12 protein-coding genes are annotated in these 14,108 nt (G+C 46.3%); 2 read left to right on the forward strand and 10 right to left on the reverse strand.

The window, feature by feature from the left end; all coding sequences use genetic code 11:
• Positions 1-23: 23 nt before the first annotated feature.
• From EC604_RS23685 to EC604_RS23695, 3 genes are read right to left on the reverse strand one after another with little or no spacing between them, the layout of a single operon-like run.
• A complete protein-coding gene (locus tag EC604_RS23685) occupies positions 24-917 on the reverse strand; it encodes an NAD-dependent epimerase/dehydratase family protein (RefSeq protein WP_123066489.1) in 894 nt (297 codons plus the stop codon).
• Positions 918-943: 26 nt separating this feature from the next.
• Positions 944-1,747 carry an SAM-dependent methyltransferase gene (locus EC604_RS23690; RefSeq protein ID WP_345789278.1) on the reverse strand — a complete coding sequence of 268 codons (804 nt, stop codon included), beginning with the start codon at positions 1,745-1,747 and terminating at the stop codon, positions 944-946.
• 33 nt (positions 1,748-1,780) lie between these two features.
• Entirely contained in the window at positions 1,781-2,761 is a 981-nt protein-coding gene (locus EC604_RS23695) for a Gfo/Idh/MocA family protein (RefSeq protein ID WP_123066490.1), read from the reverse strand.
• Positions 2,762-3,000: 239 nt separating this feature from the next.
• On the opposite strand from EC604_RS23695, the gene EC604_RS23700 reads away from it, so the two are divergent.
• Entirely contained in the window at positions 3,001-3,585 is a 585-nt protein-coding gene (locus tag EC604_RS23700) for a bifunctional transcriptional activator/DNA repair enzyme AdaA (RefSeq protein ID WP_123066491.1), read from the forward strand.
• Entirely contained in the window at positions 3,582-4,400 is an 819-nt protein-coding gene (locus EC604_RS23705; RefSeq protein ID WP_123066492.1) for an SPL family radical SAM protein, read from the forward strand. Before EC604_RS23700 ends, EC604_RS23705 begins: the two co-directional genes overlap by 4 nt.
• Positions 4,401-4,536: 136 nt before the next feature.
• Here EC604_RS23705 and EC604_RS23710 read toward each other — a convergent pair whose 3' ends face one another.
• The 7 genes from EC604_RS23710 to EC604_RS23740 all read right to left on the reverse strand — a co-directional run bounded on the left by EC604_RS23710 (position 4,537) and on the right by EC604_RS23740 (position 14,027).
• Positions 4,537-5,643: a Gfo/Idh/MocA family protein gene (locus EC604_RS23710; RefSeq protein WP_123066493.1), complete on the reverse strand. Its 1,107-nt coding sequence runs from the start codon at positions 5,641-5,643 to the stop codon at positions 4,537-4,539.
• A gap of 104 nt (positions 5,644-5,747) precedes the next feature.
• Positions 5,748-6,476 (reverse strand): ThuA domain-containing protein, encoded by a 729-nt coding sequence (locus tag EC604_RS23715; RefSeq protein ID WP_123066494.1) that lies wholly within the window; start codon positions 6,474-6,476, stop codon positions 5,748-5,750.
• 148 nt (positions 6,477-6,624) lie between these two features.
• A complete protein-coding gene (locus EC604_RS23720; RefSeq protein ID WP_123066495.1) occupies positions 6,625-7,797 on the reverse strand; it encodes a Gfo/Idh/MocA family protein in 1,173 nt (390 codons plus the stop codon).
• An 88-nt stretch (positions 7,798-7,885) separates the two neighbouring features.
• A complete protein-coding gene (locus EC604_RS23725; protein WP_123066496.1) occupies positions 7,886-8,953 on the reverse strand; it encodes a LacI family DNA-binding transcriptional regulator in 1,068 nt (355 codons plus the stop codon).
• 225 nt (positions 8,954-9,178) lie between these two features.
• A complete protein-coding gene (gene glpX / locus EC604_RS23730) occupies positions 9,179-10,264 on the reverse strand; it encodes a class II fructose-bisphosphatase (protein ID WP_123066497.1) in 1,086 nt (361 codons plus the stop codon).
• A 759-nt stretch (positions 10,265-11,023) separates the two neighbouring features.
• Positions 11,024-13,348 (reverse strand): glycosyl hydrolase, encoded by a 2,325-nt coding sequence (locus EC604_RS23735; RefSeq protein WP_123066533.1) that lies wholly within the window; start codon positions 13,346-13,348, stop codon positions 11,024-11,026.
• Between the two features lie 286 nt (positions 13,349-13,634).
• The gene (locus tag EC604_RS23740; RefSeq protein ID WP_123066498.1) at positions 13,635-14,027 is read right to left on the reverse strand and encodes a hypothetical protein; all 393 of its coding nucleotides are present in this window, start codon (positions 14,025-14,027) and stop codon (positions 13,635-13,637) included.
• Between the last annotated feature and the right edge of the window lie 81 nt (positions 14,028-14,108).

Below are 14,108 nucleotides of genomic sequence, written 5' to 3' on the forward strand. Positions count from 1 at the left end.
GACAGGTCCATCTCTTGGCATGATTATCGTTCTGACTGCAATGCAAGAGCGATCTCACGCACAAGACCCGGAAACCAATCCATAAGCGCTTCAAACGCATACCCTGCGTGTTCTGCTTTGGATGTGTCCATCGTCCATGATTGCTGGACTCCGAAAGGCGACATATCTTCGTCCACGGTTTGCTTCAGAATCTGAGCCTGCATGCCCGTCACCGTTTCAATTAACTGCATCATCGCCGAGAGGTTAATCGCCCCCTTGGACGCGGCATTCACAGGTCCAGTTAACGACACATTCCCAAGCCAGGCAAGGAATCTCGCAGCTTCCGTTGAATTAATAAATGCAATCTCGGCATCGGGATTCGGCATACCTATCGGTTTTCCCTGTTGTACATGTTTGATATGAAAATGAAGCCTTCTCGTATAATCATCCATACCAAGTACGATAGGAATGCGCATTGCCGCTACCGGGAAGGTCGCCGTTTGGAAAAAAACAGCTTCGGCAAGGCGTTTGCCTTCACCATAGGCAAAGTCCTCCTTGTTACCATACTGCAGCGGATACGTATATGGATCAAAATCCGTTTCCACAGATCCTTCTCTTGGTTCTCCATACACCGAAAGTGTAGAGGTTAACACATATCTTTTAGTATGTCCGGCAAATGCTTCACATGCAGCCTTGGCTTCATTCGGAGAGTAACAGATATTATCGTAAACGATATCCCACTCATCCGACTGTGCAACCTCTGCTACAGACTGCGGGTCTTCCCGATCCATCCGGATTCGCTTCACTTCCGCTCCGAAATCGACCTCTGTCTGTCCACGAGTCGCAACCGTGATCTCGGACTTCCCCTCCCAGATCAAATGATCCACAAGTCGTTTACCGAAGAAACGTGTACCTCCAAGAATAAGAACCTTTTTCATCTCGTTTCCCTCCAATCTTAATCTGTCTAAAGTGAAGGCTTTCTTATCCGAAGCATCGTATGAGCATTACGCTGAAATTCATATGACGTTCTAACTTCAGATAGGAGATAGCCCTTATTTTCCAAAAACATCTTCAGCTCATCCATATATTCATAACGCTTGCCTGACAGATCTACTGTGGGAAAAATACGTACTTCATGCTTTGTCACACGCAGCATCTCCAGCAACGTTCCAACATGAAAATCAAAATTCAACCGATTTGCATAGGTAAATAAGAAATGTGCGGATAAGGTCAAATCAAACTGCTCATCATTGAAAGGCAAATCAGGCAATACCGTTGCCACGTAACATTCAGGATAATGCCTCATATCTTCCATACAATCCGTAATCGCGCGCAATCGTTCTTCCCTCAACCCTTCAATCGTTCCGAATTCATCCCAGACATACTTCCCTTGAACAGCATGGATCTGTTTCATCGTATGTTCAATATCCTGAAACCCCTTCGTTCCAAGTTCATTCATGTCATACTGGTAAGCGATATCTGCCGCTACAGAATGAGCACCATGTTTCCGAGCCCGACTACTGAACGAACATGCGCCTCCAGGGCAATCCAGGATGTTCTGGCCTGCAAGCTCATCCGTAGTCAGATCAAACATACTCATGTATTCCTCAAACGTTCTTCCTATAAAAACAATCTGGGACAGCTCCAGACCGCTCTCTTCATGCTGATGCATCTGTTTGCCGTGCTTCCTGTCTGTGCTGTCTTCTGAATGTTCCCGTTCTTCTCTGCTCTTCTGATCGTTCACGATCCTCTGCTCTTCTCGGCTCATCTCGTTCGCTTCCTCTCTTATACACTCTCTCGTTTAATCATTGGGGAAAACAAGACCAATCTGTTGCCTGATCTGATCCATCACCTTCATCGTTTGATGGGAGCGTTCGTACGTGTTCATAGTGGATTCTAATTTTCCTTGTTGCACCAGATTCACGAACTCCTCCACTTCATAATACATCGCGGGATGTTGCTGTTCCACCGTCAATACCTCAATCGTGCCATCATTATAACGAATTTCTGCATGTTCAGGCGATCCAATCTTGTCGATGATGATACTTCCGCGCTCGCCCATAATTTCGCTAGGTACATGCGAATTGGAGATTTTGGAGTAGGTCACGACGGCATCCATTCCGTCATAATTCAGCAACACACTTCCTTGCCCATCTACGCCGGATTCCAGCATCATGGCTTGAGATTGAACCTGGTTTGGTGCTCCAAATAACGTGATGAGTGGATATAAACAATACACACCCAGATCCATTAACGCCCCGTTAGCGAGCTCAGGCTTGAAGGCGTTTAACACGATACCTTCCTTATACTTGTCATAACGCGAAGAATACTGCGAATAACCCGCTATGTACTTGCGAATAGGGCCGATTTTGGGCAAATGCTTCTCTACACTTTTAAACACGGGAACGAGCGTTGACTTCATCGCTTCCATCAGCAGCACATCATGCTTGCGAGCTGTCTCGATCATACTGTGTACTTCTGACGCATTAGCCGCAAGAGGTTTCTCACACAGTACATGCTTGCCATGTCTCAGAAAAAGCTCCGCCTGTTGTGCATGCAGTGTATTCGGCGTCGCAATATATACTGCGTCCAGCGTATCACTGGCTGCCATCTCTTCCAAATCCGTAAAACGATAAGCTGCATCATATCGGTCTGCAAATGCATTAGCCTTATCCTCTGTTCGCGAATATACCGCAGTAAGCTCAAACCCTTGCACTTGAACTGCAGATTCCAGCAACCTTTCCGTAATCCAGTTGGTACCTACTACACCGAATCGAACCATGTCTATCTACCTCTTTCTTCTATGACTGATGTTTGTTATTTGTTCAATGGTTAGATAATAAGATGATCTCTGCTTCATAACCTATCCTATACATTGTAGCGTATATTTCAGCAGGAATGAAGAAAGAGCCCGTCTCATTCCTACATAAGGGTTCAAGAATATCGATATCTTGCGATTTCAATTCAAAACTTCGTCATTTCCCGATCGTGCAGGGTATAATTAAAGCAGAGGTGAACCTTATGAAACCTACACAGCAAAATGATGAACTTCCCACATCGATTCCCCATGATTACTGGGAAGCGATAATCCAGAATGATCACACGTACGATGGTACGTTTTTCTATGCAGTACAAACAACCGGTATTTTCTGCCGCCCCTCGTGCAAATCAAGAGCGCCGAAATCAGGCAATGTCCTGATTTTTCGTCATGCAGAACAAGCGCTGGCTCACAAATTCAGACCTTGCAAACGCTGTAAACCTACAGGAGAACGCGTGCCAGACCAGGAGTGGATTCACGGGGTTACCGAATATATTGATAAACACTATGCCGAACCGTTAGCGCTCGATGTACTTGCTGCTGTAAGCCATGGGAGTCCGTACCACCTGCATCGGGTGTTTAAACGCATTACGGGTCAAACCCCGGTTCAATATATCCAAGCCAAACGGATCAGCGTAGCACAAACCCTTCTTATACGTACACATCTAACCGTCAACGAAATCGCACGTCAAGTAGGGATATCTAATCCGGCTTATTTTATTTCCGTTTTTCGTAAACATACCGGATATACTCCTGCATATTACAGGGAAAGACATGACCGCTTATGAAGACTCAATTCGCTTACAAGGTGCCCAAGACGTTATTAAACAAAGGCACTGGCTTCCTGAATGGTTACACCCACACCTTGAATCCTTATACGGGTTGCACTTTCGGATGTTCCTACTGTTACGTTAGACAGATGCCTGTCAACTTATTTCGTAAGGAAGACTGGGGTAGCTGGGTAGATGTGAAAAAAGAAGCCTCCGGTATTCTCGCCAAAGAATTGCAACGAGCCCGTAAGAAAGGAAAAGTAACGATTTTCATGTCGTCCAGCACCGACCCGTATCAATCCGTCGAAGCTCAGGAACAAATCACACGTTCATTGCTGGAAACGATGCTGATCGAACCGCCGGATTTTGTTTTGGTGCAGACCCGAAGTCCGCTGGTTACTCGTGATATTGATGTCCTGCAGAAGCTTGGTGAACGTGTGCGAGTGAGTATGACCGTGGAGACGGATCAAGACGATATTAGGAAGCACTTTACCCCCTCTGCGCCACCTATTGCAGGTCGCTTACGTGCGCTTAAACAACTACGAGATGCTGGTATCCCGACTCAAGCTGCTATTGCGCCTGTATTGCCGAGCAGTGAACAGTTTGCCTCTATGCTTAGACCGCTCGTTCAACGTGTGTGCATTGATGATTATTTTATGGGTGACGGCAGTGAGGGCAAGCGGACACGGAGACTTGGGATGGAGGCTCTTTATCAGGAGGTCGGAATGCAGCATTGGTATCAGCCGCAGGCTTACCAAACGGTTGTGGAACGAATGAAGATGCATTTTGCAGAACAGGAGATCTATATTAGTCAGGCCGGATTTGAGCCTTGATTTTAAATACATTTTGTTAAATGTCAGATCAAACAACGGTAATCTCTGCAGTGTACTCTTGGTACACAAAACAGCCTCTTTCCCAGTTTCTTGGAAAGAGGCTGTTTGTTTATCTCGGGAAGAAGTTATGCATTCCTTACTGATCCAGCGTATATAGTGGCAGGTTCACTGGTAACGCTGCTGGGCGCTGACATGTGCTCTTCATCTTGTAAAAGGTCTGCTCATCCGATGAGTCATGGAAAGCCCACATGGCTTCAAGCACATGGTTGGCCAGCTCGCCGCTCGCCCGGTGTGCTCGACCACTTTGAACAGCATACGCCATATCCGCGACGCCAATGCCACGCGTATTTTGCTGGTATCCTGGAAGAAGCGGGGCTTCTGTCCATTCATGCTCACCCATCAAACGATAACGCACTGGACCGCCGAAGGTATTCGGGTCAGGGACTTGTAACGTGCCATGCGTTCCGTAAATCTCAATCGGAGGCAATGCACTTCCGCCAAATACATCAAAGCTTGTAATCAGCGTACCGATGGCTCCCTGCTCAAATTGAAGCAGACCGGTGACATGGGTTGGAATGTCAACGGGGATGATCTGGCCTCTCTTTTTCTCACTCGTAATCGTTCGTTCTGTCATCGCTTTACCCGTCATTCCCGCAATGGACTTAATGGGTCCCAACAATTGAACAAGCGCCGTCAGATAATAAGGCCCCATATCGAACATCGGGCCCCCGCCGCTGGCATAATAGAATTCCGGATCGGGATGCCAGAACTCATGTCCACGGCTCATCATGAAGGCTGTTGCTGCTACCGGTTTACCGATGATACCATCCTCTACGAGCTGCAGTGCTGTCTGAATGCCTGAACCGAAGAAGGTTTCAGGTGCGCAGCCTACGAGGAGGCCTTTACGTTTGGCTGTTTCAAGTACAGCGTGCCCTTCTTCACGGGTAACCGCGAGCGGTTTTTCGACATAAACGTGTTTGCCCGATTCCAGCGCACGTATGCATACTTCGGCATGAACGGCAGGAATCGTCAGATTGATGATCAGCTCGATCTCGGGACTCGCGAACATTTCATCCACGGAAAATACATTTGGAACGTTATAAGCCGCGGCCTGCTCCTCTGCACGCTGCCGATCCAGGTCAGCGACCGCAACCAGCTCAAGCACCTCAAAACGGTGACAGTTCTCCATATAAATGCCGCTGATTTTACCACAGCCGATAATACCTACTTTCATTGTTTTCATGCTTTTACTCCCCTCGCCGTGGATCTGTTATGTGGTTATACGCTCTCTTATGCATTTCTTGTGAGTACGAACTCACAAAGTTACTAGGCTGCTGAACAAAAACATTAGGTTTGGTTGTCTGCCATGCCTGTGTATACCTCAGTCGTCGCATCGGTTTTGCAGCTCTTCGCCAGTTCCTTGCCTGCGGCTGTCCAGAGGAAACCACTGCGCATCATCTCGGTTACGGGTTTCATATCTACGATGTCTGCATGGTGTCCCAGTGAATTGTAAAATACACGGCCTGCACCCCAGCGCTTCGTCCACGCTACAGGCATATCGACAGGCCCATTGGCGGCGTGAGGCCCGGATACAATCGGGAAACGGGTGGTTGCCAGCACTTCTACAGCCGGGTCAACGTGCAAGTAATACTGCTCACTTTTCACCTGAAAATCTTCAATATGTTCGAAAAGCGGGCTGGAGCCTCGCTTCATATTCACCATATATTCCACTCCATCGTTACCTGGATGGGCTACCCACTGTCCACCCGTCATAAACTGCCAGTCTACGTTGTTACGGAATGCGTCACACATCCCGCCATGCAGACCTGCAAGGCCCACACCGCTCTGTACAGCCGCTGAAACGTTATTCACCAGTTCTTGCTCAATCTGCCCCATTGTCCATAGAGGCACAATCAGATCCAGACCGAGCAACTTCTCTGCGTCCGCATACGACTCCAAGGTGCCAGAGACTTCGACTTCGAACTGCTCTTCCTTTAAGATGCGCTCAAAAATGGCTGCTACTTGTTCCGGCTCATGTCCATCCCAGCCGCCCCATACAATCAGTGCTTTTTTCATCGCTAGATCCTCGCTTTCGATTCATTCAATTTGGGTCGTTCCTTGGATCTGAATATCTGATTCGGACTGCATCTCTACCAGTCTCTTCTGAATTTATTTTCTGTTTTTGTCTTCAAACCTTATCTCTTCGTATCTCGTTATTACATCGTTACATCTCTTCAAGAGTTACCCAGCGACGCTCCGTTACCGAACGTTCTACGGCTTCAAGTACCGCTTGACACGCAACCCCATCATGGAAGTTTGGCGACGGCTGGCGGCCCTCCGAAATAGCGGTTACAAGTTCCAACATTTCATGTGTAAACGTGTGTTCAAAACCAATCGTATGTCCCGCAGGCCACCAAGCCTCGGCATATTTATGCGCAGGATCGGTAGCGAGTACGCGGCGGAAGCCCTGTACATCCTCGTCATCCTTCGTAAAATAAACTTCCAGTTCGTTCATACGTTCAAAGTCAAACCGCACACTGCCCAAGCTGCCGTTAATCTCAAAAGAGTTCGTGCTACGATGTCCGGCAGCGAATCGAGTAGCTTCAAAACTGCCAAGCGCCCCGCCTGCGAATCTAGCCAGGAACAACGTGGCGTCATCCACTGTTACCTCACCTTTAGGTGCATCTGCACTTGAACTTCCCTTAGCACTAAGACCTGTCATCTCGGAAGCGAGCGGACGTTCTTTGATAAACGTTTCACTCATGCCAATAACCTCCTGGAACTCACCAACGAGGAAACGAGCGAGATCAATCAAATGAGCACCGAGATCACCATGTGAACCGGAACCTGCGACGTCTTTTTGCAGACGCCATACGAGCGGGAAGTTCGGGTCCAGAATCCAGTCCTGAAGGAAAAACGCACGGAAATGATAGATTTTGCCCAAACGTCCGCTTTCGATCAGATCCTTTGCCAGCTGAACGGCTGGGGAGAAACGATAGTTGAAGCCAACCATATGGGTTATACCAGCCTCTTCTGCTGCTTGAAGCATCTCACGTGAGTCAGCCAGCGAGAGTGCGAGTGGTTTCTCACAGAACAAATGCTTGCCTTGACGAGCTGCTTCCAGTGCAATTTCCTTATGAGCATCACTTGGAGCATTAATATCAATGAGATCGATGTCATCCCGCTTGACCAGTTCACGCCAATCCGTGACACTTTCAGCCCAGCCAAATTGGTTTGCCGCCGCCTGAACTCCCTGCTCATTTCGACCGCAAATGACAGACATTTCAGGCTGTAGCGGTGCAGATGGGAAAAACATGGGCAGACTGCGATATGCATTGCTATGAGCCTTTCCCATAAATTTGTATCCAACCATTCCTACACGAACACGTTTTGACATAATCATTTCCTCCCTTAATAGAATGCAAAAACATTGGTATAGAATGAAAATAACATTTAATAGAAGTAAATAACGGATCTGCTCGGCTCTACTCTTCAATACGACGGTTGGATGACGCACGAATAATCAATTCTGTGGGTAAAAGAGTTCGTAACGAGTCAAAAGTTACTGTGGAATGATACCCTTTCTGACCTCTTGCATCAGCTATCCCATTCGTACCTTGCATCAGTTTGGATACAGCAAGCTCCCCCATCTCGAAAAAGGGAACCCTGACGCTGCTCAGCGCCGGAACTGCCATCTCGCCGGCATCGGAGTCGTCATAGCCAACAAATGCCGGGAAATCCTGGGTACGTACTCCTCGTTCCCGCAAGCCATGCATCACACCAATGGCCATCCTGTCATTTGCTGCGAACACAGCATCTATCTCATACAAACGATTAGCTATAGAGGCTGCTGCCTCAATGCCGCTCCGCCTGCTGTAGTTGCCTTCAAGTAGCAGACCAGGATCCAGTTCCATGCCCGCCTCATGCAGTCCTAATCGCACGCCTTCCAACCGATCCTGACTGTTCGAATAGCTGTCTGGTCCATTCAAAAAAGCAATTTTGCGGTATCCCTGATCGGTAAGATGACGTATAGCAAGCTTGCTTCCCTCCACATGATCGGCATCCACTTCCATGAATGACTCACTGGCAAAATGCTGATTCATGACGCAGAACGGATGTCCTTCCCGATCTAACTGTTGCATGGCCGCAAGCTCATCCTGATCATGTCTCGCACCAAGAATGATACAGGCATCAATTTTCTGTCTGCGAAACAAATCGGTATAATTCATAACCTCACCTGCGGTTTGAAACATGACCAGCAGATCAAGGCCGTTGTCTCTCGCTTTGCTTCCGATACCACTTAACATTTCCGAGAAAAAATAGGCTGAAAACAGATGTGCCTTCGGAACATATGGCAACACAACGCCCAAATTGCCGCTCTTACTTCTGGCAAAACTGCGAGCAAGTGCACTGGGCACATAGCCTAGCCGCTCGGATGCTTCAAGTACTCTGCGGCGAGTCTCTTCCCTGATGGGTCCAACGCCATTTAAAACTCTGGACACCGTCGCTTCGGAAACCCCTGCAAGCTCAGCGACTTCTCTGCGAGAAGCCATGTCTTTCACCTCCTTCAGATGACATCTGCACGTTAAAATAAAAATCATCCAGAATAAATATTTATGTACGCGCGTACATTTTCTCATGCTATGTAACCGTTGTCAATGCTAAAACAACAAAAAGAATGAGGATTTCAGGATTCACCTTTTTCCTCATTCTTATTTTTCAATAATGTGGCGCACAGGTAAGTTCTATGAATTTAATATATAGATGAAGAAAAGAATTTAACCATTTGTAATTACGCTTGCTTCCTTGGCAGACTGACTGAATTCAGCCTGTTCCATCTCTTTAGTCAACTTCCGGATCATGCGATCTGTTGGCTCGGAGGAAGCCTGAAGCTTACGAACCTTATGCAATACCTCTTTGTTCGGCAGGAAATGCAGAGAACGAATAAAACGAATGGTTTTCGTTTTGGCACGCATGACAATCGAATCTGTCTCCGCCCGGTCATCTGCAAGATAACGCACGCCGCCAAGAATCTCACCAGGCGTTACTCCCGTTGCGGCAAAAATAACATCCTCTGTACCGATCATATCTTCCATCGTCAACACTTTGTAAGGATTATCAATTCCCATCTGCAAGCAGCGCTGGAATTCATCTGCATTGGCAGGCATCAAACGGCCTTGAATCTCACCTCCGAGGCAGGACAAGGCTGCTGCAGCCAGCACACCTTCAGGGGCACCACCTGATCCAACATACAGGTCAATACCCGCTTCAGGGAAAGCTGGAGCCATCGCTCCTGCAACGTCGCCGTCACTAAGGAATTTGATCCGCACGCCAACTTTGCGAAGTGTTTTGATCGTGCTCTCATGCCGTACACGATCAAGGATCATGACCGTGAGATCAGAGATATTTTTATTTAGCGCAACAGCCGCTTTTTCCAGAGTCACCTCAATCGGATCTTCGATGCTGACTTTGCCTACCAGTGCAGGACCAACGGCTAGCTTCTCCATATACATGTCCGGCGCGTGGAGCAGATTTCCTTTTCCCGCCACCGCAATGACGGATAGTGCATTGTTCAGACCTTTAGCAACAATCTCTGTACCTTCCAAAGGATCAACAGCGACGTCAACCTCCGGTCCCTCGGCATTCCCGACTTCTTCACCGATGTACAACATTGGGGCTTCATCCATTTCCCCTTCCCCAATTACGACCGTGCCTCGAATAGACACGGAATCGAACATGGCACGCATGGCTAAAGTAGCCGCTTCATCTGCACTATTCTTGTCGCCTCTTCCCATCCAAGGAGCTGAAGCTAAAGCCGCCAATTCTGTTACTCGGACAATTTCCAACGCCAGTTCGCGTTCCATGGTTGCCACTTCCCTTCTGGTTTTCCACAGCATAACGTGAAGGGCATCTGAAAATCTATCGCAAATCCATATCAAATTAATCTATAAATAGCGTAGCATCAGCTTTTTTCTGGAATTTCCCTTATTTTTCTATTTATTAATCTGAACAATTTAACTTGTTTTAGGGGGAGGTTTACAGCCTGCACGACTTCCTTTCTTTGTATTAAAACATTAATAATTTTTCCAATTTTCATTATCGTTTTCTTCTCTCCAGTATCATCAGGAGATTCGTGTTACCAATCTACACTTGTGAAGTGCTGTAACCCTAGCGCTGACTGCGATTTGAACCAAAATTCAGATGGTTTACCTGCCCATTTCTCAGTAGAATCGAAAACGATTTTCGGGAAGCAATCTAGCGTATAAAAATTTTTAATAAAATGGAATTTGCACACTGCAATGAGGGTGTTTCTTCTCTGTCGGAATGAAGTTCACAAGAGAGTGTAGTTTAGTATTAATCAGGACTTTAGCATTCTCTAATACCATAGATGTCATCTATAAAGGATATCGAAAAATATAAGTTTACATAATATTTGTTATGATTGCAATATTCACTTTTACACCTTAATTTATTACATATATTACCATTTGTCTAGCTTTCTAATAAAATGCGCCTCTGTTCGGCTTTAAATTTTCATCCATACGCACACTTCTCTAAACATAACAAAGCCAGACCGGATCAGTTAAATGAGATACTGACCCGGCCTGGCTTGTACTTATCGCTTAAGGTTCCACGCCCCATACCAACTGATCACTTACGTATCCAGTTATTTTGCTGTGATTAGCATATTGATTGCCCGTTGCCATGAAGGAATAATCATCGGACTGATTGTAATCAGACCAGTTATTTTTAGAAAAACGAGCTTGTACCTCTGCGCTTTCGCCCGGATTTAGTACTCCAGCGCTGCTAGTGAACCCCAGTTGAACGTAATAGTCAGCACCAGTTACGGGTGTGTCCAGCTTGACGAAGGTACTGGTAACGTTGGCACTTCCTACACTTGCCCAATCTGACCAGAAGGTCTGTGCTTGCTCACCATCAATCGTATAATAATACCGTACCTTCACATCACTGAGATGAATAGCCGTATTCCCGGAATTAATCAGCTTGAATTTGGGCGCGATTCCGTTCGTCGAAGCACTTGTATTGCCGTTATATGCCTGAATCGTTAGCTTGCTGTCAGGTGGGACAACAACAACGGAACTGTCGACTACGTTCAACTTAAGAACAGCATCTTTACCATTGTTGAAATGAAAAGTTAGACTCGTTTGTCCAAGAGGCAGTGTTGCTAGATAGGCTTGCTTCAGCACCGCTGTTGATTCAGACGCCGTATAATGCTGGCCGGAAACCAGATTCACCCCTCCCTTGGAAATGCCCGTAAGCTGATGTCCGTTCAAGGTGAGCGAAATCGTAATATCCTGCGCATGACTTGTTTCCTTATCAAAGGTTGCACTTCCGGGTGAGATGACCGCACTTGGATTGGGCTGGTTCGCTTTTAGATCCGGCAACTCATCCAGAGTAATGACATAATCGCTTTGATAGAGTGTCTTTAATGTGGAGGCATAGTTAAACGCTTCGCTCATCAGATGTTCGCCGTACCATGGAAGGAAATAAAGCCAGCCCGCTTTTTCCTCTGTCAGATTTTTCACGCTTGGAACGGTATCGTTCTCTGTCATTGCCACCATTTTTTTGCCATTGGTCAAGTTCACCAGCTGATAAAATGTGGACGTAATGGCATCCTCGTTAGGTACACCAGATAATCCATCATAACGATTGTAGATCGTATTGTATTTATCAAAGCCCACAAGATCTACCTGATCATCCCCTGGATACCAAGCCGGTGAAGTACTGTAGACATAGCTGTTGTAGGTCCAGATTAGGTTATGCAGGTCATACGTTTCGGTCAGCTCAGTATAGATCATGTCCCACAGCTTCTTATACACATCCGCTCCAGCAGAAGCCCACCAGAACCAGGCTCCCTCTCCATTCAATCCTCCGTTTCCTTCTGCTTCATGGTAAGGACGGAAAATGACCGGCACATCGTTATCCTGTAATATCTGGAGCTGCTCCGCCAGATCTTGAATGGTCATCATCACATACTGATATTCCTTCGTACCAGGAATGACGGCTTTTGCGGTATCAAAATTCGTTTCAGTTGGTTTGTAGGTCGCCTCTTTCCAATCGACAAAATCGCCAAGTTGATACGTAGTAAAGTTACGCGGCACATTGATATGCCAAGATGCGGTTGCTATACCTCCGCGGTTGTTCACCCAGTCGATCACACGATCAGTTGTACCATCTTCCCAGCCATAAAGCGGGTTGTAGTTCATAAAATCAAAACCTCTAATTGCCGGATATTTACCCGTCAGATCATGAATCCATTCAAACTCCAGCTCGGAATTTCCGTCATTTCCTCCTCCATAAATCTCCTGTTGCCCCGATATGATGTTGTGTCCGTATACCTCCGTTAGATAATTCATTAAAAGCTGTGTTTCCGGCGTAGCCTGAGAATCCGTGAGCACAGGCTGCACGTTTAGCGGATCAAGATCGGCATAATCCACTGTGAACGTATCAAAATATGCATAACCCCAGCCAGCCTTCAGTTGAATTGTGTTGCTTCCCTTGTTTAATTTGTGGAAACCAAAATCATAATCCGACCATGTTGTCGTATATGGAAGCATGTAAGAGGCCTTCGTTCCCCCATTCACTACCAAGTATTGAAGTCTGCCATCCATACTAAGCTCCTGCATAAAACGGGTGGAAATACTGTACATCCCCGTTTCGGGAACGGTCACATCTAATGTGATCGTTCCCGATCCCTGCATCCATACAAATCCGCTTCCCGAGTAACCTGGCTTCGGCTGTCCATAAATCTGGGTAACCACTTGCAAGTCCGAGGTTAATTGTGCATCTTCACCTTCAATTGTGAGCAACGGGGCATCCGCTCGCGCAGGTGCAGGCAATGCCAGCATTCCCAACAACAAGGTACTGACCAGCATGATTGCCAATGCTTTTTGAACCCTCTCCCTCCATCCATTCTTCGTTCCCATCTTCATTCCGAACTTCATTTCCATCTCCCTTTCCATCTGAAATGTGAGAGCGAAATGTGCATAACCCCAATCATGATGGCGCTTTCATATTTAAACATATCATGAGTGGATAAAATTGTAAATATATGGTTATATAGATCAGGTATCACTATGTTTATCAAGAGAAAATAATTATTCTATCCCAAGGAAACTTCACAAACTTACATTCCGAAAACGATTAAATTTATGTTTACAAACACTGTGTTTTTTCACAATCTAGTCATGCTTATGTAACTAACCTCTTCATTCATCTGGCACTTGAAGAAACATACCTTATTCTTTTTTTATCCCCTGATATCCAAGTAATCAGGAATTCGGGTGATTTGCCTTTACTTTTGTCCAAGGTGAACCCTTCCACGTTTTTCGTTATATTCAAAAGGTAGTGACCATCAGGTGACGACACATCATGATATTCGATCGTATCGTTAGGGTATACAACCATAACTTTTACGTTGCTTGCTTTTTTCGCTGGAAACATATCAAACGTTACGGTAGCTTTGTACATTCCGCGATCTCCCCCATAACTTTCGACCACCTGGCTCGTATTTACGGCGGCCTCATTATTTTCAATGTAATTTACCAACAACATGATCACAAGCAGACTTAACACGGTACCGAGAAACAAATGCTTTTTCTTCATAGTGATCACCTCCCACACAAAAAAATAAGAATTTTCTACGGGCAGCACTTGATCTCCACTCGCAGGAAATTCTCTATTATT

This window comes from Paenibacillus amylolyticus, assembly GCF_003719335.1.
Lineage (GTDB): Bacteria > Bacillota > Bacilli > Paenibacillales > Paenibacillaceae > Paenibacillus > Paenibacillus amylolyticus_D.